This window comes from Thermomonospora sp. CIF 1 (assembly GCF_001896795.1).
GTDB classification, from domain to species: Bacteria; Actinomycetota; Actinomycetes; order Streptosporangiales; family Streptosporangiaceae; genus Thermomonospora; species Thermomonospora curvata.
Window position 1 is genome coordinate 20118 of record NZ_MOYN02000011.1, and the last position, 21862, is coordinate 41979.

At 72.0% G+C, this 21862-nt stretch carries 20 protein-coding genes; 12 read left to right on the forward strand and 8 right to left on the reverse strand.

All coding sequences use genetic code 11. The annotated features are described in order from the left end of the window. The first annotated feature begins 40 nt into the window (after window positions 1-40). The 3 genes from BUE48_RS04760 to BUE48_RS04770 are packed head-to-tail and all read left to right on the forward strand — an operon-like array spanning window position 41 to window position 1665. On the forward strand, window positions 41-229 hold the full coding sequence (locus BUE48_RS04760) for a hypothetical protein (protein ID WP_012851333.1): 189 nt from the start codon (window positions 41-43) through the stop codon (window positions 227-229). Further along, window positions 226-921 (forward strand): hypothetical protein, encoded by a 696-nt coding sequence (locus BUE48_RS04765; RefSeq protein WP_286989051.1) that lies wholly within the window; start codon window positions 226-228, stop codon window positions 919-921. The genes BUE48_RS04760 and BUE48_RS04765 overlap by 4 nt, the downstream gene beginning before the upstream one ends. 48 nt (window positions 922-969) lie before the next feature. Continuing rightward, a complete protein-coding gene (locus tag BUE48_RS04770; RefSeq protein ID WP_012851335.1) occupies window positions 970-1665 on the forward strand; it encodes a histidine phosphatase family protein in 696 nt (231 codons plus the stop codon). Here the strand turns inward: BUE48_RS04770 and BUE48_RS04775 are convergent, their stop codons facing one another. Both BUE48_RS04775 and BUE48_RS04780 read right to left on the reverse strand, forming a co-directional pair. Next, window positions 1666-2511 (reverse strand): ion transporter, encoded by an 846-nt coding sequence (locus BUE48_RS04775; protein ID WP_286989054.1) that lies wholly within the window; start codon window positions 2509-2511, stop codon window positions 1666-1668. A gap of 236 nt (window positions 2512-2747) precedes the next feature. After that, entirely contained in the window at window positions 2748-3113 is a 366-nt protein-coding gene (locus tag BUE48_RS04780; RefSeq protein ID WP_012851337.1) for a BlaI/MecI/CopY family transcriptional regulator, read from the reverse strand. A 549-nt stretch (window positions 3114-3662) separates the two neighbouring features. On the opposite strand from BUE48_RS04780, the gene BUE48_RS04785 reads away from it, so the two are divergent. After that, on the forward strand, window positions 3663-4553 hold the full coding sequence (locus tag BUE48_RS04785; RefSeq protein WP_012851338.1) for a M48 family metalloprotease: 891 nt from the start codon (window positions 3663-3665) through the stop codon (window positions 4551-4553). A 57-nt stretch (window positions 4554-4610) separates the two neighbouring features. On the opposite strand, the gene BUE48_RS04790 is transcribed toward BUE48_RS04785, so the two are convergent. Further along, window positions 4611-4883 (reverse strand): hypothetical protein, encoded by a 273-nt coding sequence (locus BUE48_RS04790; RefSeq protein ID WP_012851339.1) that lies wholly within the window; start codon window positions 4881-4883, stop codon window positions 4611-4613. An 87-nt stretch (window positions 4884-4970) separates the two neighbouring features. Next, window positions 4971-5999 (reverse strand): magnesium transporter CorA family protein, encoded by a 1029-nt coding sequence (locus BUE48_RS04795; RefSeq protein ID WP_012851340.1) that lies wholly within the window; start codon window positions 5997-5999, stop codon window positions 4971-4973. Window positions 6000-6102: 103 nt separating this feature from the next. Here BUE48_RS04795 and BUE48_RS04800 point away from each other — a divergent pair, with 103 nt between their 5' ends. Next, window positions 6103-7341 (forward strand): MFS transporter, encoded by a 1239-nt coding sequence (locus BUE48_RS04800; RefSeq protein ID WP_012851341.1) that lies wholly within the window; start codon window positions 6103-6105, stop codon window positions 7339-7341. Here the strand turns inward: BUE48_RS04800 and BUE48_RS04805 are convergent. Next, entirely contained in the window at window positions 7338-8939 is a 1602-nt protein-coding gene (locus BUE48_RS04805; protein ID WP_041439324.1) for a dolichyl-phosphate-mannose--protein mannosyltransferase, read from the reverse strand. The two genes, BUE48_RS04800 and BUE48_RS04805, sit on opposite strands and share 4 nt — an antisense overlap. 400 nt (window positions 8940-9339) lie before the next feature. Between BUE48_RS04805 and rsmI the strand changes: the two genes are divergently transcribed. Both rsmI and BUE48_RS04815 read left to right on the forward strand, forming a co-directional pair. Continuing rightward, window positions 9340-10185, forward strand: a complete 846-nt coding sequence (gene rsmI, locus BUE48_RS04810; RefSeq protein WP_012851343.1) for a 16S rRNA (cytidine(1402)-2'-O)-methyltransferase — start codon at window positions 9340-9342, stop codon at window positions 10183-10185. Between the two features lie 83 nt (window positions 10186-10268). Next, the gene (locus BUE48_RS04815; protein ID WP_012851344.1) at window positions 10269-10583 is read left to right on the forward strand and encodes a hypothetical protein; all 315 of its coding nucleotides are present in this window, start codon (window positions 10269-10271) and stop codon (window positions 10581-10583) included. Here the strand turns inward: BUE48_RS04815 and BUE48_RS04820 are convergent. After that, on the reverse strand, window positions 10577-12058 hold the full coding sequence (locus BUE48_RS04820; protein WP_286989057.1) for a hypothetical protein: 1482 nt from the start codon (window positions 12056-12058) through the stop codon (window positions 10577-10579). The two genes, BUE48_RS04815 and BUE48_RS04820, sit on opposite strands and share 7 nt — an antisense overlap. Before the next feature lie 291 nt (window positions 12059-12349). On the opposite strand from BUE48_RS04820, the gene BUE48_RS04825 reads away from it, so the two are divergent. After that, window positions 12350-13642, forward strand: coding sequence for a glycosyltransferase family 2 protein (locus tag BUE48_RS04825; protein ID WP_012851346.1), 1293 nt, complete (start codon window positions 12350-12352; stop codon window positions 13640-13642). A gap of 67 nt (window positions 13643-13709) precedes the next feature. Beyond that, on the forward strand, window positions 13710-15497 hold the full coding sequence (locus tag BUE48_RS04830) for a hypothetical protein (RefSeq protein ID WP_286989059.1): 1788 nt from the start codon (window positions 13710-13712) through the stop codon (window positions 15495-15497). 7 nt (window positions 15498-15504) lie between these two features. On the opposite strand, the gene BUE48_RS04835 is transcribed toward BUE48_RS04830, so the two are convergent. Then, the gene (locus BUE48_RS04835) at window positions 15505-17061 is read right to left on the reverse strand and encodes a glycosyltransferase family 39 protein (protein ID WP_012851348.1); all 1557 of its coding nucleotides are present in this window, start codon (window positions 17059-17061) and stop codon (window positions 15505-15507) included. A gap of 146 nt (window positions 17062-17207) precedes the next feature. Between BUE48_RS04835 and metG the strand changes: the two genes are divergently transcribed. Together metG and BUE48_RS04845 are read left to right on the forward strand one after the other, a co-directional pair. Next, on the forward strand, window positions 17208-19007 hold the full coding sequence (gene metG / locus BUE48_RS04840; RefSeq protein WP_012851349.1) for a methionine--tRNA ligase: 1800 nt from the start codon (window positions 17208-17210) through the stop codon (window positions 19005-19007). Window positions 19008-19077: 70 nt separating this feature from the next. After that, window positions 19078-19908 carry a TatD family hydrolase gene (locus BUE48_RS04845; RefSeq protein WP_286989062.1) on the forward strand — a complete coding sequence of 277 codons (831 nt, stop codon included), beginning with the start codon at window positions 19078-19080 and terminating at the stop codon, window positions 19906-19908. 13 nt (window positions 19909-19921) lie between these two features. Here the strand turns inward: BUE48_RS04845 and BUE48_RS04850 are convergent, their stop codons facing one another. Then, window positions 19922-20344, reverse strand: a complete 423-nt coding sequence (locus tag BUE48_RS04850) for a hypothetical protein (protein ID WP_286989064.1) — start codon at window positions 20342-20344, stop codon at window positions 19922-19924. A 675-nt stretch (window positions 20345-21019) separates the two neighbouring features. On the opposite strand from BUE48_RS04850, the gene BUE48_RS04855 reads away from it, so the two are divergent. Further along, entirely contained in the window at window positions 21020-21820 is an 801-nt protein-coding gene (locus tag BUE48_RS04855) for a resuscitation-promoting factor (RefSeq protein ID WP_012851352.1), read from the forward strand. Window positions 21821-21862: the final 42 nt, after the last annotated feature.

Consider the following 21862-nt stretch of genomic DNA (forward strand, 5'->3'; position numbering starts at 1 on the left):
CCCGCCGAGCCCCTCGGCCGATTCCCCGGGCGGGGAGACGATGCCCGACGACCCCTGGCCGTGGCATCCCCGAAGCGATGACGACCTCATCGCCTACACCCTGGCGGTGCTGTGGGCCCTGACCACCGGCCGCGCCCTTCGAACCGACGTGCCGCCGCGGCAGTGGCACGAACGCGAGCTGATCGACTTTTGGTCCGACCCCGTCTTCGAAGAGGTTGCCCGCCCATGAGCATCTCCCGGCACGACCAGCCGCCCGTTCTGCAGACCGTGCGCCCGCCGGACCCTGCGCCCGCCTGGACGGCCGCCCCGGCGGAACCCGTCACCTGGATCACCTCGCCCCTGGCCGTGGCCGTTCCGCTCATGGCCGTCGACATCGCCGCCTTCGGCGACCCCATGCGCGACGGCGACGCCCAAGCCCACCTGCGGCGCACGCTGTATGAGCACCTGGCCGAGTCCTTCGCCCTGACCCAGGTGCCCTGGCAGGAGTGCTACCTGGAAGACCGCGGCGACGGCGCGGTCATCGTCGCGCCCGCCCAGGTGGACCCCGCCTACCTGCTCGACCCGTTCGCCCACCACATGACCGCCCTGCTGCGGCGGTCCAACCGGCTCGCCAGCCGGGCCGGCCGGCTGCGGCTGCGGGTGGCCGTGCACACCGGCCGGGTCCGCCACGACGGCCGGGGCCTGCTGGGGCACGACCTCATCCACCTGTTCCGGATGCTGGAGGCGGCGGCGTTCAAACGGGCGCTGGACGCCTGCGACGCCGACATGGGCATGATCGTGTCCGATCCGCTCTATGCCGACACCCGCGCCCGGGGCGGCCTGTTCAACCCGGACGCCTACCGGCCGCTGGAACTGCGGCACAAGCGGACCCGGGCCCGCGGCTGGCTGTGGCTGCCGCCGGCCTTCCGGCCCGCCGGCTGAGCCGGCCCGGCCTTTCGGCGGGCCGTGCCCGCATGCCAGCCTGTGGCCATGACCAAGGTGCGACGGGTGTGGCTGATCCGGCATGGGCAAAGCGAATCGAACGCCGGGCTGCCGACGAACGGGCCGGGCGCCTCCCCCCTCACAGAGCTCGGACGGCGGCAGGCGGCACGGGTGGCCGAGGCTTTCAGCGCACCGCCCGCCCTGGTGGTCAGCTCATCGTTCGTCCGGGCACGGCAGACCGCCGAGGCGACCATCGAGCGGTTTCCGCACGCGCCCTATGAGGAGTGGCCCGTCGAGGAATTCACATACCTGGGCCAGTTCCATGCCCTGCAGACCACGACGGAGCAACGCCGGCCTTTCGCCGAAGCGTATTGGAAGCGCTGCGACCCTTCTTATGTCAACGGCGGAGGTGAATCCTTCAAAGCGCTCATCACCCGCGTCCGCTCCTTCCTCGACCGGCTCGCCGGCCGCCCCGAGGACGGACTGATCGCGGTGTTCACGCACGGCCTGTTCATGAAGGCCGTGGTCTGGTCGCTGTTCACCGGCGTCACCGACCCCGGCGAGGCGGACATGCGCGCCTTCCACCACTTCCACGGGGTCTGCGACATCCCCAACTGCGCCATCATCGAACTGTGGCGCCCCAGCGGCCCGCATGGATTCCGCATCGTCGGCGGCGAAATGATGCACTTGGCGGGAACCCCCATCGCCACCCAGCACTCGGCTTCCACCACGATCCTGGATTAGCTATGAGACCGACTGCCCCGAGCGGTCCTCTTCTGGGATGCCGTGGGTTTTGCGCAGGGCCTGGATCTCCGCGCGCAATGCGGAGATCTCGGCGAGCAGCAGGGCGATGTCCGCCTGGGAGGCCTTGTCCGGGTGGGCCGCCCGTTGGGAGGCGGCGGCCTCGCCCTCCTCCATGGCCCGGACGACCACCGCTATGAACAGGTTCAGCACGACGAACGTGCACACCAGGATGAAACCGACGAAGAAGAGCCACGCCCAGGGGTGGTGGTCCATCACGGCGCGGGCCACGTTCGACCACGACTCCCCGGTCATGACCTGGAACAGCGTGAACAGGGAGGAGCCCAGGTCGCCGAAGTACTCGGGGTTGGTGGCGCCGTAGAGCTTGGCGGCCATGACCGCGGCGACGTACAGCACCAGCATGAGCAGGGCGGCTATGGAGGCCATGCCGGGGATCGCCGACAGCAGCGCCGACACCACGCGGCGCATGCTCGGCACCGTCGAGATCAGCCGCAGCGCCCGCAGGATGCGCAGCGCCCGCAGCACCGACAGGCCGGCCGAGTGCGGCACCAGGGAGATCCCCACGATCGCGGCGTCGAACAGGTTCCACGGGTCGCGGACGAAACCGGTGCGGTAGGCGCAGGCCTTGGCCGCCAGCTCGATCACGAAGATCGCCAGCGCGATCCGGTCGATGGCCTGCAGCAGCGGGCCGTGGTGCGCCGCCACCTGCGGGACGGTCTCCAGGCCCAGGGCCGCGGCGTTGATGAGGATCACCGCGATGATCACCCGCTGGGTGATCTGAGACTCCACCACGCCGCGCACGCCGCCGTGGCGTTTGGCGATCGGCATCTGGTCGGTTCCCCCCGCTCGCTGGCCGCTCGAGGCGATGCGGCCGGTGTCCGAAAGGCCCCACCGAACACCGGCATGGTCGGCGCTCGTCCCTTCAGCCCGCCGGTGCACCGATCACCGCATCCGCCGGTCCTCGGGCCGCCCGCAGGTAATCGACATCGGAACGGGACTTAAGGGCGATATTTGCTACGACTCTTGTAGCAGATCGGCCGGGAGGCACACGTCCCGATCCGCCGTTACGAGGAGTCCCGGTCCAAGGAATCGAGGATCTGGCGCAGCGCCTGCTCCTCGTCGGGGCTGAGGGTCTGCACGAACTGGCTCAGCACGCTGCGCGGATCGTTGGCGTACCGCAGATGGTCGTACATGCGGCCGGCCACCAGGCGGGACTCGTCCACCGCCAGCCGGTACAGATAGCGGCGCCCGTCACGGATCCGGGTGACGAGCTTCTTGTCGTGCAGCCGGGACAAGATGGTGTTGACCGTGGTGTGGGCGGGCTGCCCGGCCAGCCGGGCCCGCAGCTCCGCGGCCCCGGCGGGACGCTTCAGGGCCGCCAGCGCGGCCAAGACCTCGGCCTCCAGCTGTCCCAGGGGTCTACGCGCCACGATTCCCGGCCTCACGAGCTCACATGGTGAACGCCATCCACTGAACCCTTCGCAACATGCCGTCCCCCGTGGGCCGGGACGGGGCACCGCCGTCCAGGACGGTGCCGCTGGCTGCGATGGGCCTCGCCGGAGCCCCTCCTCGGCTTGCGAAGGACGGGTGTTGAAAAGGGTTCACTGATCAGCCTAACGGTCTTGCCGATCGTGTCACCTTCACCGGGGAGGCGACGGAGCGAGGCTTCTGCGCGTCCGGAAGCGCTCTTTCGAAAGCGGCAGGCGCCCTGGACGTCTGAAACCGCGGCCCGGCCCCGCCACCGGCCGCTCCCCGCCCGTCACACCCACCGGTTGAACAGGGCGGATACGGCGCGCTTGGGAACCGGCCGGGCCCCGGGGCCGGTCCTATGATGGGGGCCGTGCACGGCGGCCTGTGGCAGAGGTCCTGACTTCCTCCCCACGCCTGACGGCGGGGGATCTCCTCATCCTGCGGAGGAGATGGGACGAGGGGGAGGCTTTGCGCGAGATGGCGAACCGATCCGAGGCCGGAGACGTGCGGTGAGCTGGCTGACTCTCCTGCCCATGGCCTTGGTGCTGGCGGTGGGCGTCGCGTTCGGCGCGGCACCGCTGCCGCTGCATCCGCACTGGGCGGCGCGCACGCTGGCCACCATCGCGGCCGCCGCCACCGTCACCGCCGTCGGCACCCTGGTGTTCATCACCGTCAACTACGCCGCCGGCATCTTCCCCCGCGCCGCCGAACGGGTGCCCGAGTGGGCGCTGTTCGGCGACGACCGGCCGGTGCCGGACGCCATCGGCGTCCCCGCCGTCGTCTTGACCTGCCTGGTCGCCTTCCTCATCGTCCGGCTGGCGGTCGGCTGGAGCCGGCAGATCCGCCAGGCCCAGCGGTCCTGCCGGCAGGTGCTGGACTGCGACGCCCCGCTGGCGCTGGCGGTTCCCGGCCGGCGCCGCGGCGGCGTGCTGGTCTCCCGGGGGCTGCTGCGCATCCTCGACCGGGCCCAGCTGGCGGCGGTCTTCCAGCACGAGGCCTCCCACCTGCGCCACCATCACCACCGCTACCTCGCCCTGGGGGAGCTGGCCGCGACCATCCTGCCGCCGCTGCGGCGCTTGAACTCCCGGCTGCGCTTCGCCCTGGAACGCTGGGCCGATGAGGACGCCGCCGAGGCCGTCGGCGACCGCGCCCTGGTCGCCCGCACCATCGCCCGCGTCGCCCTGGCCCGCTCGGCGGCGGACGCCGCCCCGCCCGGCATGCCCGCCTTCACCGAGTCCGGCGTCGTCGAACGCGTGCAGGCGCTGCTGGAGGCCGCACCGGGCAGGAACACCATCACCGGCCCCCTCAGCCTCACCGGCGCCGGCCTGACCACCGGCTGCCTGGCGTCGCTGGCCTGGCAACTGGATCGCTTCTTCGGCCTCACCCTGCCCTACCTATAGGGGGCGGGCTTTTGGGAACGCGCAAAAACGCAACCGGCCCTTTGCCCGGGGCGCTTTTCAGGGCCGTTGATCCTCGGCGGTTTCCGGCCGAACGGTCTCCCCGCCGCGGCCTTTGCCGGCGCGGCGGGGGACCCGGGAGTAATCCTGACCGTCGATCTTGGTGATGTCCTCGGCCGGAACATGGGCGGTGCGGCCCTGCCGGCTTTCCCCCTCGACCTCCAGCCAGGCGATGTCGGCCTCCCACGCCCCCTCCGGGGACCGTATCCAGGCCAGCAGATAGGCGGGGCCGTTGGCGGTTCGGGAATGGACGATCGGCGGCACGTGCGGCATGTGAATTTTCTACCCGAGTCGTCCGACATTCGCCTGACGAATCGGCGCGGAGGTACATCGCCGAACGGGCGGGGCCGCGTCCGCCCCTCATAGCCAGTCCCGCCACTTGAACATGACGTACAGCACGACACTGACGGCGATCATGATGAGGGAACTGGTGATGAAACCGGAAAGCTCCAAGTAACCGGGGTAGGGCACGTTCTGGCCGTAGAAACCGGTCACGGCGGTGGGCACCGCGACGATGGCGGCCCAGGAAGTGATCTTCTTCATCACCTCGTTGAGCCGGTTGCTCTGCAGGGCCAGCCGGGTCTCCAGCAGGTCGGCGATCAGCTCCCGGACGCTGTCGGCCCGCTCGGCGGCGTGCACGGCATGGTCGTAGACGTCGTGGAAGTAGGGCCGCAGCTGAGGTGGGACCAGCTCCAGGTCGCGGCGCATCAACGTGGCGACGATCCCCTCCATGGGCAGCATCGCCCGGCGCAGCCGCAGCAGGTTCTTGCGCAGCAGGAAACTGCGCTGCTGGATGTCGCGCACCGAGGCGGACTCGTCGAAGACCAGCTCCTCCAGGTCGCCGGTCTGCTCATCGAGCGCCATGACGGTCGCCAAATGCCCGTCCACCAGCAGGTCCAGCAGCCCGTACAGCAGGTACGTCACCCCGTGGCCGTCCGGCGGCGCCGCCTCGTCCCAGCGGGCGATCAGCGCATCGACGTCGAACCCGGTGTCGTGCCGGACGGTGATCAGCGCCCGGCCGGTCAGGAACGCCGAGACCTCGTGCAGCTCCAGCCTGCCCGCGCGCAGCCCGGCGGCGTAGGCGTTGAGGAACAGGTAGCCGTCGTAGCGGTCCAGCTTGGTCCGCTCCTGGCGGGTGGCGGCGTCCTCCACGGCCAGGCCGTGCAGGCCCAGCTCGTCCCCGAGCACCTGCAGCCCTTCCCGGCCGGGCCCGCACAGGTCCACCCACACCACGGTGTCGGCGTCGGCCAGCCGGCCGGCGAGGTCGGCGACCGGGAAGCCCTCGGCCACCACCCGGCCGTCCCGCCAGGCCCGGGTGCGCGGCGGGTGCGTGCCGATCCGGTTGTGGGGGTGGGCGCTGGGGTCCACCTCGCAAGGACGCCGGGTCATGGTCGGTTCTTTCCCGCCGGCCGCCGGGACGGACGGAAACGGAGTGGAGCGGCCGTCCCCATCGGTGATACGTATGACCGACCGGACTCAAGGAGGCTGCACGGTGCGTGCCTACGTGGCGCTGCTGCGGCTGCCGCACGCCGCCCGGCTGCTGGGCGGGACGCTGCTGGGACGGCTGCCCAACGGCATGGGCGCGCTGGCGATCGTGCTGCATGTGCGCGCCGAGGGCGGCAGCTACCCGCTGGCCGGGGCGCTGGCGGCGGTCTACGGGCTGGCCACGGCGGCCGGTCAGCCCGTCCTCGGCCGTGCCATGGACCGGTTCGGCCAGCCGTGGGTGCTGCTGGGGAGCGCCTGGGCGGCGGCGGCCGGGTTCGTGCTGCTGGCGGCGGTGGGCGCCGATCCGCCGGCCGCGGCGGTGGCGGCGGTCGTGCTGGCCGGGTTCGCCACCCCGCCCCTGGAGGCCGGGCTGCGCGCGCTGTGGCCGGCCGTGCTGCCCGGGCCCGCCCACGTCCGGGCCGCCTACGCGCTGGACGCCGCCTCCCAGGAGGTGCTCTTCACCGCCGGGCCGCTGATCGTGGTGGCCGCCGCCGCGCTGTCCACCGAGGCGGCGCTGTGGCTCACCGGGGCGCTGGGCGTCGCCGGGACGCTGGTCGTGGCCTCCTCACCGCCCTCGCGCCGGTGGCGGGGCGAGCCGCGGGCCGCCGACTGGGCCGGGCCGCTGCGTTCGGCGGGCATGCGGACCCTGCTGACGGCGCTGGGCTGCGCGGGGATCGCGCTGGGCGTCTACAGCGTGGCGGTGGTCGCCTACGCCGAACGGTTCGGCCGCGACGCGCTGTCGGGGATGCTGCTGGCGGCGATGTCGGCCGGTGCGCTGACCGGCGGCCTGGTGTACGGGACGCGGCCGTGGCCGGGGGAGGACCACCGGCGTCTGCCCTACCTGCTCGGGGCCCTGGCCGTGGGCTATCTGCCGCTCGCTTCGGCCCCGGCGCCGCCGGTCATGCTGCCGTTGGCCTTCCTCAGCGGCATCTTCCTGGCTCCCACGCTGGCCTGCAGTTTCACCCTGGTCGACCGGCTGGCCCCGCGCGGCACGGTCACCGAGGCGTTCGCCTGGATCGTGGCGGCGATCGGGGTGGGCGCGGCCGCCGGCTCGGCGGTCGCCGGGTTCGGCCAGGACCTGGCCGGCGTCCCCGGCGCCTTCGCCGGAGCCGGTGCGGGCGGCCTGCTGGCCCTGGCGGTGTGCCTGGCGGGCCGCCGCACTTTGCGTCCCGTCCCGCCCGCCCCGGCGTCCGGCGGCCGGGACGCTCCGGCCAGGCGCCGGGAAGAAGAGCTGAACGGCCTTTAAATCCAGGAGTTGAACCAGATCCGGGCGTGCCAGTCCTCATACGGGATCGTCTCGGCCGCCAGCAGCGGATAGAGGTAGGCGAAGTTGGCCAGCACCACCAGCAGGTAGGCGCCCGCGAGCGCCGATCCCAGCACCCGCCGGCTGCCCGGCGCCGCGAGGGGATCACCGGCCGGATCCAGGGTCTCCTGACGGGCCGGGCCGATCAGCATGCCCAGCGCCAGCGCCAGGGCCAGCGCCATGAACGGCAGCAGCGGGGTGGCGTAGAACAGGAACATCGTGCGGTTGCCGAAGGCCGGGATGAACCACGGCAGCCACCCGGCCAGGAAGCCCGCCAAAACCGCCCCGGCCCGCCAGTCGCGCCGCAGCAGCCACACGCCCACCAGCACGATGAGCGCCACCAGCGCCCCCCACCAGAACGCCGGCGTGCCGATGCCCAAGATCTCCTGGGAGCAGCGGGCGGCCTCGCAGCCGGTCTTGGGCTCGGTGTAGTAGAACGCCACCGGACGGCGCAGGATCGGCCAGTCCCACGGCCACGACTGGTAGGTGTGCGGGGTCTCCAGCCCGCTGTGGAAGTCCAAGATGGCCTTGTGGTAGGCGAGCAGGTCCGGCAGCGCCTCGAACGGACGCGCCAGCACGTTGGCGGCGACCTCGCCGCGGCCCCAGCCGCCCGGCCGGAAGATCCACCCCCACCAGGTGGCCAGGTAGGTCAGCGCGCCCACCACGATCAGCGACACGAACGCCGGCACGGACTCCAGCAGCAGCGCCCCGGCGTGCGGGCGCTGGACGCGAGCGGCCTTGCGGGCGCCCGCGTCCCACAGCACCACCATGATCCCGAAGGCGGCGGCGTAGTACAGGCCGGTCCATTTGGTGGCGCAGGCCATGCCCAGGCAGATGCCGGCCGGGATCCGCCACCAGTGCATGACGAACGGCCCCAGCCCGGCGCCGCCGCTTTGCTCGACCTTGTCGGCCAGGCGCCGCCGGGCCAGGTCCCGGTCGATGAGCAGGCAGGCGAAGGCGGCCAGGATCCAGAACATCACGAAGATGTCCAGCAGCGCGGTGCGGCTGGTGACGAACGCCAGCCCGTCCACCGCCAGCAGCAGCCCGGCCGCGCAGCCCAGCAGGGTCGAACCGGTCATCCGGCGGCCCACCCGGCACAGGATCAGCACCGACAGCGTCCCGATCAGCGCGGGCATGAACCGCCAGCCGAACGGGGTGGCGCCGAACAGCCACTCGCCGATCGCGATCATCCACTTGCCGGCCGGGGGGTGGGCGATGAAGGCCGCCCCTTCCGCCCAGATGCCGTCGGTGCTGTCCTGCTCGATCAGGAGTTTGTCGGCGTCTTTGACGGAGTTGTGCTCCCAGCCGAACTCCAGCAGCGCCAGCGAGTCCTTGGCGTAGTAGGTCTCGTCGAAGACCACGGCGTCGGGCGTGGACAGCCGGTGGAACCGCAAGAACCCGGCCAGCAGCGTGACCAGCAGCGGACCGGCCCATCCCCACAGCGCGCCGCCGGGAACCGGAGGCGCCAGCCAGTCCCGCAATGACGGCGGGCGGCGGTGTTGCGCCGAGTCCGTCGCCGGCTTGATCTCCGTCATCGCCATCCCGCCATCGTATGGGGGTCCTCCCTGAGCTCTACGCGAGATCATCAACCGGCCTGATCCGGCCAGCCGGGGCGATGGTGGTCATTGCCGGTCGCAGTGGCCGAAACCCCGGCTGTCCCGGCATTGGAAATACGCACCATGCGCCCCTTGGGGATCGCATGCGCGTCCCATGCGCCCGTGCCGGCCCGGAACACCGGCGGGCGCGCCGGGAATGGCGTTCCTGGAACGCCAAAGCGCATCCATGTCACCCCCGCCTTCCGGCCAGGCCCTGAAATGCGCCGCTGGAGGCACCACCGCGCCGGCTCCCGGCCCCTGCCTACCCCGGTGCCGTCCATCGCCGAGAAACGATCCCGGAAAGATGCGGCCCGCCGGAGCACGGCCGGGCCAATAGGCTCGATGAGTGTCGCAGGAAACCGGAACGCTGACGTTGGCCGCCGCGCCGATCGGGCGGGTGGAGGACGCCTCGGCGAGGCTGCGCCGGGCGCTGGCCGACGCCGAGATCATCGCCGCCGAGGACACCCGCAGGCTGCGGCGCCTGGCCGCCGAGTTGCAGGTGGAGCTGCGGGCCAAGGTGGTGTCCTACTACGACCACAACGAGCGCGCCCGCACCGGCGAGCTGATCGCCGAGCTGCTGGCCGGCCACGATGTGCTGGTGGTGACGGACGCGGGCATGCCCGGGGTGTCCGACCCCGGGTACCGGCTGGTCGCCGCCGCCGTGGCCGAGGACGTGCCGGTGACCGTGCTGCCGGGGCCGTCGGCGGTCACCACTGCGCTGGTGGTCTCCGGGCTGCCGTCCGACCGGTTCTGCTTTGAGGGCTTTTTGCCGCGCCGGCCCGGCGAGCGCAGCCGCGCCCTGCACCGCCTGGCCGGCGAGACCCGCACGATGGTGTTCTTCGAGGCCCCGCACCGGCTGGCCGCCACCTTGGCGGCGATGGCCGAGGCGTTCGGCGCCGACCGTCCGGCCGCCGTCTGCCGGGAGCTCACCAAGACCTACGAGGAGGTCCGGCGCGGGCCGCTGGGCGAGCTGGCCGACTGGGCCGCCCACGGCGTCAAAGGCGAGATCACCGTGGTGGTCGGCGGGGCGGCCGAACCGGAGGGCACCGACGACCCGGCCGAGCTGGCCGCCGCCGTCGCGGCGCTGGAAAGCGGCGGCACCCCCCGCAAGGCCGCCATCGCCGAGGTGGCCCGCCGCAACGGCCTGCCCAAACGGGTCGTCTACGACGCCGTCGTGGCCGGCCGGAACTGACCGGGCCCTGCCGGATGCGCCCCTGAGCGGGGCACAATTGAAGTGGCGGCGATGCGACGGCTCACCACCGGGAGGTGGGAGCGATGCACAAGATGGCGCACGAGACGTGGACCACCCACGAAAGCTGGGTCTACCAATGCACCCGATGCCTGGAGACCTGGACCGAAGAGTATGACGCCCGGCACGTCGCCGACGGGCACGGCGGTGAGGCGGTGGCCTACCGGCACGACGGGCAGCCGTGCATATCGCCCTGGTGCGACCACATGTGCCCCCGCTGCCACGGCTACAGCGTCAAGGCGTTCGCGGCCCCCTGGAGCAGGACGGCCTCGGCCCACGCCCGCCGTGACATCGCAGACCAGCTGCTGGTGTCCCGGCTCCGCCGGATGGGCGCCTACTGACCGCCGGAGGGCGGCCGACCGGCCCGCCCCAGCGGCCCGGTGAACGCCAGCGCGGCGGCCAGCGACGCCAGCGGCACGGCCGGCAGCACGTACCGGTAGTCGAACTCGGCGGTGGCGGCCGGGGCCAGCAGCAACCCGGTCGCCAGCGTCCACGGCAAGAACACCGCACCGCCCAGTCGCCGCCACAGCGGCACCATGCCCGCCAGCCCGACCAGCAGCAACGCCCCCACCATCGTGCCCCGCAGATAGAAGTGGTCCTGGTAGAAGCGGATCATTCCGGCGAACGGCTCCACCACCTGAGTCTGCGCCGGGCCCCCCTCATAGGCGACCGCCACGTCGGCGGCGGTGGAGTCGGCGTCCATCCGCCACACCGGCAGCGGCACCGCCGACTTTTCGAACTCATACAGCCGGTAGGTCTTCAGGTCCGGGAACACCGTGCGCTCCCAGCGGAACGCCCGGAAGAAGTCCCCGGCCACCACCGCCAGGTAGTCGCCCGGCTGGGCCATGATCGCCTTGCGGGAGAAACCGCCGGCGATCTCGTTCTGCCGGGGCCCGAAACGCTGCAGGTCCACCACCCGCTTGAGCGGGGAGCGGCGGTCCCAGATGCCGTCTTGGGAGTTGGGCAGCTTGTTGCCGGGCTGCACGCACAGCTGCTGCTCATCGACGGTCAGGTTGGGGATCTTGTGGCAGTCGGCGAACTTGTAGGCGCGGGCGAACAGGAACACCCCGTCGCTTTCGGTCATCGCGAACTTGCCGTGCGCGGAGGCGAACCAGCTCATATAGGCCACGGCCGGCACCGCGCAGGCCGCCAGCATGACCGCCAGCGGCCGCCAGCCGTCCCGCCGCAGCAGCATGAACACGCACACCCCGGCCAGCACCGGCAGCCCCACCGTCCGGGTCAGCCAGGCCGCCGCCAGCAGCAGCCCCACCGCCGCGGCGATCCGCAGCGGCGGCCGCCCGTGCCACAGCAGCAGCGTGACCGCGGCGACCACCAGGAACGAAAACAGCGTGTCCGACAGCACCAGGTGCTCCAGCTGGATCTGGTAGGCGTCCAGCAGCACCGGGGCCGCCGCCAGTGCCGCGCCCCAGCCGGGCAGGCCGAACCGCCGCCGCAGCACCGCGTAGATCATCACGCCCATGGCCAGGCCCATCAGGTGCTGGACGAGGGCCACCAGCGTGAAGCTGTGCAGCGGGCGGAGCACCAGCAGCAGGAACGAGTAACCGGCCGGCCGCAGCGGATGCGGATAGGGCTCGACCGCCACGTGCAGGTAGTCGAAGCTGTCGTTGAAGTACATCACCGGCCGGTAGCCGAGCATCGCCACCAGCCGCAGCAGCACACCCAGCCCCAGGACCACGGCGAACGCCGGATGCCGGGCGATCAGCGCCGCCGGCCGCCGCAGCGGGGCGGCGCCCCGGCGACCCGCGCGCCCCCCGTCCGGCGCACCGGCGGTCGTCGCGGGGGGCGCGGCCGTCATGGCCGTCCGTCCCCTCGTCCCGGCAGCCCCATCCGTCAAGGCCGACCCCAACCTTTCTGGGCCGTGGTGCCCGTATGCTTAGTCCCCCAACCCCGCCGCCCAGGGTTCTCCGGCCGAGATCGTCACGTTGCGGCTTCGCAACACGATACGGGCGTTTCGGATTGCGAAGAGAGCGTGTCGCAGGGTGCGGGCCGTGCATCATGGAGTGCGGCCGTCCGCTCGCCGGAGCAAGCAGGAAAGTATATCGACAGCACCCAAAGACGGTCACCATCGGTAACGAAGGAGATCTCCGTGGAACTCTCCGTGGTGATGCCGTGTCTCAATGAGGCCGAGACGCTGGAGACGTGCATACGCAAGGCGCTCGGGTTCTTCGAAGAACACGGCATCGACGGCGAGGTCGTCGTCGCCGACAACGGCAGCACCGACGGAAGCCAGCAGATCGCCCGTGCCGCCGGCGCCCGCGTGGTGCCGGTGGCCGACCGGGGCTACGGCAACGCGCTGATGGGCGGCATCCGCGCGGCCCGCGGCCGGTACGTCGTGATGGGCGATGCGGACGACTCCTACGACTTCACCGCGCTGATGCCGTTCCTGAAGGAACTGCGCGACGGCGCCGACCTGGTGATGGGCAACCGCTTCAAGGGCGGGATCGAGCCGGGGGCGATGCCGCCGCTGCACCGCTACCTGGGCAATCCGGTGCTGAGCTTCATCGGTCGGCTGTTCTTCGGCAGCAAGATCGGCGACTTCCACTGCGGGCTGCGCGCCTTCCGCCGCGACTCCATCCTGCGGCTGGGGCTGCAGACCGGCGGCATGGAGTTCGCCAGCGAGATGGTGGTGCGCGCCACCCTGGCCGGCTACGACATCCGCGAAGTCCCCACCACGCTGTCCAAGGACGGCCGCTCCCGCCCGCCGCACCTGAACACCTGGCGGGACGGCTGGCGCCACCTGCGCTTCCTGCTGCTGTACAGCCCGCGCTGGCTGTTCCTCATCCCGGGCCTGCTGTTCATGCTGATCGGCCTGGCGGCCGGGATAGCGCTGTCGTTCGGCCCGGTGCGGGTGGGCGATGTCGCCTTCGACGTCGACACCCTGGTAGGCGCCGGAGCGGCCATGGTCATCGGCTTCCAGGCGGTGCTGTTCGCCCTGTTCACCAAGGTCTATGCGATGGAAGAGGGCTTTTTGCCGCGCGACCGCCGGGTGGACCGGCTGGTGGCCTGGTGGACGATGGAACGCGGCCTGGTGCTGGGCGGGCTGCTGGCGCTGGCCGGGCTGGCCGGCCTGGTGGCCTCGCTGCTGCACTGGCGGGTCAACAACTTCGGTGAACTGGACCCGCGCCAGTCGCTGCGCATGGTCGTCCCGTCGGCGACCGCGCTGGTGATGAGCTTCCAGGCGATCTTCGCCTCGATGTTCGTCAGCATCCTCTACATCCGCCGCCGCGAGCACCCGCGCCTGCCGGACGCGGCCGAGGAGGCCGCCGTGGTGGTGGACGCCGCCGCCGACCGGGTGGCCGCCGAGGAGACCGGCGACGGCAAGGTCTCCGCCGCTCGCGCCGCCGGACGCGACGAGGAGGGGGCGCAGGCCGCCGGCTGAACCGGCGCCTCCCCGCCCAGGGGGCCGGTTGGAGCCCGCCGCCCATGCTGTGCCAGGCTGCTGCGACATGACCACCAGGACCACCGGCTCCCTGCTGCTCGCGCCGCAAGCCCCACGGTCCTTCGGGGACGGTGCGGCAGGCGCGCGACGGCCCCTGCCGTGGGGGCTGTTGCTGGCGGCCGGCTGGCTGGCGCAGGCCGGGGTGCGGATCTGGCTGGCGTCCGGGCAGAGCGCGCCGGTGGCCAACCCCGACGAGACCGGCTACCTGTTCGCCGCGCGCCTGATCACCGGCGGCCCCGCGGCCGACATCTCCAGCAGCACCCCCTACCGGGGCGGCTACCCGCTGCTGCTCCTGCCCGCCTTCTGGCTGGGCGGCCAGGACCCGCAGGCCGTCTACCGGCTCGTCATGGTCATCAACGCGCTGGTGGGCGCTCTGCTGTTCCCCCTGGCCTACCTGCTGGCCCGCCGGTTGGGCCTGACGCGAGGGCGGGCGCAGGCCGTCGCGCACGCGACGGCGCTGCTGCCCGCCGCGGTCTTCTTCACCCAGTACGCCCTGACGGACGCGGTGCTGCCGGTCGTCCTGCTGGGCTGGCTGCTGTTGCTGCACTCGTGGCTGTGTCAGGACGCCTCCCCGGCGAGAACGGCGCTGCCGGGCGCGGCCGCCGGTCTATTGGCGGGGTACGCCTACGCCCTGCACTCGCGCGGCGTGGTGGTGCTGGTCGTCCACGGCGGCGTGCTGGCGGCGGCGGTGCTGCTGCGCTGGCGGCCCTGGTGGTCGGCGGGCGCGAGCGCCCTGGCGGCCGGCTGTGTGGCCGGCGGCGGCATGCTGCTGAACGGCTGGATCTGGCCGCGGCTGTACCCGCGCGGCTCCTACGACATGGGCGCGATGCTGGTCGAGCGGCTCACCACGGTGGACGGCCACGCCTGGACGCTCGGGGTGGGGGCCGGGCAGATCTGGTACCTGATCGTCGGCACTTGGGGGGTGGCGGGTCTCGGGCTGGCGGCCGTGGCGGCCGTCGCGTTCGGCCGCACCGCCCCGCCCCGGCTGCGGGCACTGGCGCTGGGAGTGCTGGCCACCGTCGCCGGGATCGCCTTCGCCACCGCCGCCGCCCTCCCCGATGAGCAGCGCGTCGGCAACCACGCCTACGGCCGCTACCTGGCCTGCCTGGCGCCGCTGCTGTTCACGCTGGGGACGGCGGTGCTGCTGCGCGCACGCCGCCGCACCGCCGCGGCGGCCGCCGCCGCGGTCGCCGCGGTGACCGTCGCCATCGCCGTGGTGATCGAACTGCGGGCCGGCGCCCGCTTCGACGAGTATGTGTTCTTCCCCTTCGACTTCCCCGAGACCGGCTTTTTGACCTGGGACTGGACGTCGCTGCACCTGTGGGCGGCGACGCTGGCGGGGCTGGGGCTGCTGGCGGCGGCGCTGGCGGTCGCCTCCTGGCGCCGGTGGGGGGCCGCCGCGCTGGTGGGGCTGCTGGTGGTGGTCAACGCGGCGGCGAGCACCGCGGCGGCCTGGCGGGTGTCGCGCCCGTTCGTCCGCGACATGCGCGCCGCCTCCGACCTGGGCGCGATCGCCGACCCGCGAGGCAGGCCGCAGGTGGCCATCGACAGCACGATCAACTGGAAGATCTGGGTGATGCAGCTCTACCAGATCTCCTGGACCGAGGTGCAGTGGTTCCGCGGCGACTCCCAGCGCCCCCCGGCCGGGGCCGAGGTGGTGCTGCTGGCCTGGGACGGCACCGCGCCGCCCGAGCGGACCTGGCCGGACGCCCCGCCCGGCTGGCGCGTGGCCGGCAGCCGCCGCAGCCACGAAGGCCACTGGGTCGCCTGGACGCGGCGGCCGTCCGTCCCCTAGCCGCAGGTCAGCGCGCCCAGATCTGCAGCAGCCCGTCGGAGGAACGCCACAGCAGCCGGTAGCCCTCCTCCTCCGTCAGGCGGGTGTTGGCCACCATGGGCGGCTCCTGGCCGCGCCACCGGGTGTACAGGAACGGCCCGTCCGCGGCGATCACCGGGATCGCCCGGTACTCGTGGGGGAAGGACCGGATCCGCCCGTCCCACAGCCGCTCACCCCACACCGAGCGGGTGTAGAAGGTCAGCGTCTGCGCCAGCCGGTGGTCCGACCAGATCACCGGCAGGTCGTCCCGCCCGGCCAGCCAGGCCCGCAGCTCCCGCCACGCCTTGTCGCGCGGCAGGTCCGGCACCTGCGCCACGGACACCGGAACGTAGAGCGCGGCCAGCGCGCAGACGGCCGCCGCCACCCCGGCGCGCACCCGCGCCCGGGGAATCCCGCCCGCCAGCAGCACCAGCGCGCCCAGCCCGCCGGCCAGCAGCGCGGGGAACACCGCGAACCAGTACCGCACCAGCCAGCCCCGCAGCGTGATGTGGTCCGGGTTCAGCAGCCCCGACAGCAGGGTCAGCGGCACCGCCAGCGTCACGAACCACACCAGCGTGAACGCCAGCCGCCGGTCCCGCGTCACCGCCCAGCCGATCACGTTCAACGCCAGCAGCGCCACGAACACCCAGCCCAGCGGGTGCCAGTCGGTCATGGCCCGCTCAAAGGACCGCAGCGCCAGCATCCGGGTGACCGGCTCGCCGGGCGTCCCGCCGTGCCCGGCCGCCGACCGCAGCGCCGACATGGCGTTGCCCCACACCAGCTGGTTGTGCAGCATGCTCACCGCCAGCACGCCCAGCATCGGCGCGGCGATCACCGGCAGCTTCCGCCAGGAGATGTCCAGCAGCCGGAAGAACACCGGGATCGCCACGTACATGAACGCCACGAAGTCGCGGATCAGGAACGCCGACCCCAGGCACAACCCGGCCGCCACCAGCAGCAGGGTCTGCTTGCGGCCGCTGCGGCGGCTCGCCGCGATGATCCCGGCGACCCCGAACGCGAACAGCCCCGCACCCGGCATGTCCGGCAGCAGCACCCCCGCCGACCAGGTCACCTCCCGGCTGAAGGGGTTGGTCAGCAGAAAGAACGGGTGCACGATCAGCAGCAGTGCCGCCGGCAGCCCCACCTTGTCGCCGAACAGCGAGCGGATCACCAGGTAGCAGCCGACGAAGAAGACGATCCCGCCGAGCGCGGCCATGGCGAAGTAGGCGGCCTGCCCGTCCCCCAGCAGCTCCTGCAGCAGCCGGGTGGGCAGCACCAGCCCGATCCGGGAGACCTGGTGGGGCACCTCGTTGAACGGCCAGCGGTCCAGCGGGATGTCCGGCCAGCGCCGCGCCCCCTCGAACACGTAGTAGGGGTCGTAGTACAGCGGCGGCGTCATGATGACCCACTGCACGGCCACGGCGGCCGCCGCGACCAGCGCCGACAGCCACACCACCCGGCGCCGCAGCAGCGGTCTGCGGGCCGGTTTCACGGCCTTGGGGGAGTCTTCTTCCGTGGCGGGCTCGCGCACCGTCGTTGGGGCCATGCCGAAATCCGAACCTCTGCCTTGGGCCGTTGCGGGAAAACAGTCGCGGGATCGTCGGCCTAGCGTATCGGCGCCGACGCCGCATGCCGGGATGGAGCGGCGATATCGAGACGACTGAAGATGCCAAGGCGACTAGGCTTGGCTGCATGTCCTCGTCGAGTCAGTCCAGGCACATCCTGGCCGCGCCCGCCTGGCCATATGCCAACGGGCCCCGCCACATCGGGCACGTCTCCGGTTTCGCGCTGCCCTGTGACATGTTCAGCCGCTACCAGCGGATGGCGGGCAACAAGGTCCTGATGGTCAGCGGCACCGACGAGCACGGCACCCCCATCCTGGTGCAGGCCGATAAAGAGGGCGTCGGGCCGCGCGAGGTCGCCGACCGTTACAGCCGTGTCATCGCCGGCGACCTGCAGGCCCTCGGCATGTCGTATGACCTGTTCACCCGGACCACCACCCGCAACCACTACGCGGTGGTCCAGGAGATCTTCAAGGGCCTCTACGACAACGGCTACATCTTCCCCAAGACCACCCTCGGCGCGATCTCCCCGTCCACCGGGCGCACCCTGCCCGACCGCTACATCGAGGGCACCTGCCCGATCTGCTCGTACGACGGGGCGCGCGGCGACCAGTGCGACAACTGCGGCAACCAGCTGGACCCGGTCGATCTGATCAACCCGCGCAGCCGCATCAACGGTGAAAAGCCACAGTTCGTGGAGACCGAGCACTTCATGCTCGACCTGCCGGCCTTCACCGACGCGCTCAGCGACTACCTGCGCAGCAAGCAGGGCCAGTGGCGGCCCAACGTGCTGAAGTTCTCCCTCAACCTGCTGGAGGACCTGCAGCCCCGCGCCATCAGCCGCGACCTGGACTGGGGCGTGCCGGTGCCGCTGGAGGGCTGGCGGGACCGCCCCGACAAGCGGCTGTATGTGTGGTTCGACGCGGTGGTCGGCTACTTCTCCGCCTCGGTGGAGTGGGCGCGCCGCTCCGGCGACCCGGAGGCCTGGCGGGCCTGGTGGCAGGACCCCGACGCCCTGTCCTACTACTTCATGGGCAAGGACAACATCGTCTTCCACTCCGAGATCTGGCCGGCGATGCTGCTGGGCTACAGCGGCAAGGGCGACAAGGGCGGCAAGCCCGGCTCCCTGGGCGCGCTGAACCTGCCCACCGAGGTGGTGGCCTCGGAGTTCTTGACGATGGAGGGCCGCAAGTTCTCCTCCTCCCGCCAGGTGGTCATCTACGTCAAGGACTTCCTGGAGCGCTATGACGTAGACGCGCTGCGCTACTACGTGGCGGTGGCCGGGCCGGAGACCCAGGACACCGACTTCACCTGGCAGCACTTCCGCGAGCGCAACAACAACGAGCTGGTCGCCCAGTGGGGCAACCTGGTCAACCGGTCGCTGAACATGGCCGCCAAGGAGTTCGGCGCCATCCCCGAGGCCGGGGAGCTGACCGACGTCGACCGGGCGCTGCTGGAACGCAGCCGCGCCGCCTTCGACCGGGTCGGCGCCGAGCTGGGCCGCTCCCGCTTCAAGAACGCCGTCACCGAGGCGTTCGAGGTCGTCCGGGAGGCCAACGGCTACCTGTCCACCCAGCAGCCGTGGAAGGTGGAGGACAAGGCGCGCAAGGGCACCATCCTGCACGTGGCGCTGCAGGTGGTCGACGACGCCAAGACGCTGCTCACCCCGTTCCTGCCCAAGTCCTCCGACAAGGTCCACAAGATGCTGGGCGGCGAAGGCGTCTGGGCGGCCATGCCGGAGATCCGCGAGGTGGACGAAGAAGGCGGCCCCTCGTACGCGGTGATCACCGGGGATTACACCGTCGAGCAGGCCCGCTGGGAGCACCGGCCGATCCGCCCCGGCACCCCGCTGGCCAAGCCCAAGCCGCTGTTCGCCAAGCTGGACGCCTCGATCGTGGAGGAGGAGCTGGCCCGGCTGGAACAGTCCTGACCGGCACCTCGTTGAACATGGTGGACGGGTGGCCGCCGCCCGGCGGCCACGGTCTCACACGGAGTGGGTCATGACCAGCGAACGGGCCGGCGACGGCTTCATCGGCGCGAGCTTTCCTCCCCTGCCGGAGGCGCTGCCGGTCGACATCCTCGACAGCCACTGTCACCTCGATCTGCTGAAGGTGCCGGTGCCGCAGGCGGTGTCGGCCGCGCACGCGGTCGGCATCCGCCGCATCCTCACCATCGGCTGCGACCTGAAGTCCTCCACCTGGGCGGCCCAGACCGCCCGGGAGAACCCCGACGTCTACGCCGGGGTGGCCATCCACCCCAACGACACCACCGGCGTCAGCGACGACGTCCTGGACGACATCGCCGAGCTGGCGGCGCGGCCGGAGGTGCGGGCGGTCGGGGAGACCGGGCTGGACTACTACCGCGACTGGGCCCCCAAGGAGGACCAGCACCGCTCCTTCCGGGCGCACATCGACATCGCCAAGCGCACCGGCAAGCCGCTGATGATCCACGACCGGGAGGCCCACGAGGACGTCCTGGCCGTGCTGGAGCAGGAGGGCGCCCCCGAGCGGGTCGTCTTCCACTGCTTCTCCGGCGACGCCGAGATGGCCAAAAAGTGCGCCGACCGCGGCTATGTGATGAGCTTCGCCGGCAACGTCACCTTCAAGAACGCCGAGCCGCTGCGCGAGGCGCTGCGGGTGGCCCCGCTGGAGCTGATCCTGGTGGAGACCGACGCGCCGTTCCTGACGCCGGTCCCGCACCGGGGCAAGCCCAACGCCTCCTACCTGATCCCGCTGACGGTCCGTTTCATGGCCGAGGTGAAGGGCGTGGACGTCGCCGAGCTGTGCAGCGCCATCGCCGCCAACGGGGAACGCCTGTTCGGCCCCTGGTGACCGGGAGGCCGCACTAGGAGAGGGCGAAGCGGCCGGCGTCGGCGAGCAAGGCCGGCACCAGGTCCCGCAGCAGCGGGTCGGTGCCGGGCTCGATGTGGCGGGCCCACCGCCGGAACGTGCCGGGGCCGACCGTGGCGACGTGACGGCCGGACCGGTCGCGGACGAGGTACCGGTCGGCCGGCTTGGGCGGCTGCGGGTCGTGTTTCAGTGAGCCGACGCGCTGTCCGTCGGCGCGCAGGAACTGGACGCGGGCAGGCGACCCGTCCAGGCGCCGCACCACGCCACGGGCCTGACCCTCGGCAGTCAGCGGCCAGGTCTCCGGATGGTTCGCCCCTGCGGGGCGGCGCTCGATGATGAACCGCACCGCGCCGGAGGGGGTCTGCGCGGCGAGGAAACGCTCGCGGCGGCGGGGATTGGCGGCCAGGTGGAACGCCACGTCGAAGATCGTGGCGCTCTTCTTCCCGGGTTTTGAGCCCGGAAGAGACACCGGGACGTGACCGGGCGGCGCCGGGACCGGACGCAGCACCAATGTCCGCCCGTCGGCGGCGCCCGGCCGGCAGCGCACCCGGCCGGGACAGCAGCGCGCGGCCATGGACCCGGACGCGCACCATCGCCCAGGACAGCATGACCGTGCCCACCAGCAGGGCGACGCCGGTGATCACCGGTGCGGTCAGCCACACCCACTGCCGGGACGGCCCGCCTGCGTAGACGCCCACCGGCCCGGCCTGCGCGCTCACCCGCCGTCCTTCCTCGCCGTGCCAGACCTCCTTGACGGTCCCTTCGTGCACCCGCCCGGCCGAATCGCGCCAGGTGCCGCGGCAGTGCCGGCTCTTGCGTTCGTAACGGCACTCGGTGATGTGGACGGTGACCTGCTCTCCGGCGATCTGGTTGTAGATCAGCAGGGCGGGATAGCAGTTGAACGCCCCGATGAGGGCCACCACCGTGGCGAGCAGGGTCAGGCGGGCGGCGAGCGGCATGCAGGACGCCATAGCAAGCGGTGCTGAGACCGTCCACGTTGGCGGGGAAGTGTCCCGGTTTCGGTGGCGGTGGGGTGGTGAATGCCCCTATCGTCTGGCGCGGTTGATGCTGTCGTGCCCTGGAGGGACCTTTGGTGCGCCGGACCCCCGCGATCGCGCTCACCGCCGCGCTGCTGGCGGCGGGCACGTCCGCCTGCGGCGGCGATGACGGCGGCTCCCGCAAGGCCCTGGCGGCGGACGCGCCCCGGGCCACCACGCCCGCCCCCAGCCCCCGCCAGGTGACCATCACGGTGGACGGCGAGACGACCACCGCCATGACCACCGGCACCACCGTCCGCGAGGTGCTGGCCCAGGCCGGGGTGGAGCTCGGCAGGTACTACCTGGTCAAACCGAAGATCGACGAACCGGCCGGGGACGCGATCAAGGTGCGGCGGCTGCTGTCGGCGCCGGTGACCAGAAAGATCAAGATCGACCCGCCGGTCAGGCGCCGGAAGAACCAGCAGCTGGCGGCCTGGACCACCAGGACCGTCCGGCAGGGCCGGCCCGGCATCAAGGTCGTCATGATCGCCTACGTCCGCAACAGCAAGGGCAAGAAGGTCAAGGCGGTGGTGGCCCAGAAGATCCTCCGCAAGCCCGTCACGCAGATCCTGGAGATCGGCCCGCAGCCGGCCAGCGTCGGCGGCCCCGTCGCCGGCCTCAACTGGGCGGCCCTGGCCAAGTGCGAGTCCGGCGGCCGTCCCAACGCCGTCAACCCCGCCGGCTACTACGGCCTGTACCAGTTCTCCCTGCAGACCTGGGCCTCGGTGGGCGGCACCGGCCTGCCCTCCCAGGCATCCCCCGAAGAGCAGACCTATCGCGCCCAGCTCCTTTACAACAAGGTGGGCGGCCGCTGGCAGGGCCAATGGCCCCACTGCGGCAAGTACCTGTTCAGCTAGCGCTCGGTGCCCGCAACGGGCCGTCCTTCGTCACGCGGCGCA

What these genes read in the sequence shown, in the direction of transcription:
- metG (WP_012851349.1), top strand. Translation starts at nt 17,208, where the DNA reads ATGTCCTCGTCGAGTCAGTCCAGGCACATCCTGGCCGCGCCCGCCTGG.
- BUE48_RS04845 (WP_286989062.1), top strand. Translation starts at nt 19,078, where the DNA reads ATGACCAGCGAACGGGCCGGCGACGGCTTCATCGGCGCGAGCTTTCCT.
- BUE48_RS04790 (WP_012851339.1), bottom strand. Translation starts at nt 4,883, where the DNA reads ATGCCGCACGTGCCGCCGATCGTCCATTCCCGAACCGCCAACGGCCCC.
- BUE48_RS04805 (WP_041439324.1), bottom strand. Translation starts at nt 8,939, where the DNA reads ATGGCGATGACGGAGATCAAGCCGGCGACGGACTCGGCGCAACACCGC.
- BUE48_RS04820 (WP_286989057.1), bottom strand. Translation starts at nt 12,058, where the DNA reads ATGACGGCCGCGCCCCCCGCGACGACCGCCGGTGCGCCGGACGGGGGG.
- BUE48_RS04765 (WP_286989051.1), top strand. Translation starts at nt 226, where the DNA reads ATGAGCATCTCCCGGCACGACCAGCCGCCCGTTCTGCAGACCGTGCGC.
- BUE48_RS04830 (WP_286989059.1), top strand. Translation starts at nt 13,710, where the DNA reads ATGACCACCAGGACCACCGGCTCCCTGCTGCTCGCGCCGCAAGCCCCA.
- BUE48_RS04815 (WP_012851344.1), top strand. Translation starts at nt 10,269, where the DNA reads ATGCACAAGATGGCGCACGAGACGTGGACCACCCACGAAAGCTGGGTC.
- BUE48_RS04835 (WP_012851348.1), bottom strand. Translation starts at nt 17,061, where the DNA reads ATGGCCCCAACGACGGTGCGCGAGCCCGCCACGGAAGAAGACTCCCCC.
- BUE48_RS04775 (WP_286989054.1), bottom strand. Translation starts at nt 2,511, where the DNA reads ATGCCGATCGCCAAACGCCACGGCGGCGTGCGCGGCGTGGTGGAGTCT.
- BUE48_RS04795 (WP_012851340.1), bottom strand. Translation starts at nt 5,999, where the DNA reads ATGACCCGGCGTCCTTGCGAGGTGGACCCCAGCGCCCACCCCCACAAC.
- BUE48_RS04770 (WP_012851335.1), top strand. Translation starts at nt 970, where the DNA reads ATGACCAAGGTGCGACGGGTGTGGCTGATCCGGCATGGGCAAAGCGAA.
- BUE48_RS04760 (WP_012851333.1), top strand. Translation starts at nt 41, where the DNA reads ATGCCCGACGACCCCTGGCCGTGGCATCCCCGAAGCGATGACGACCTC.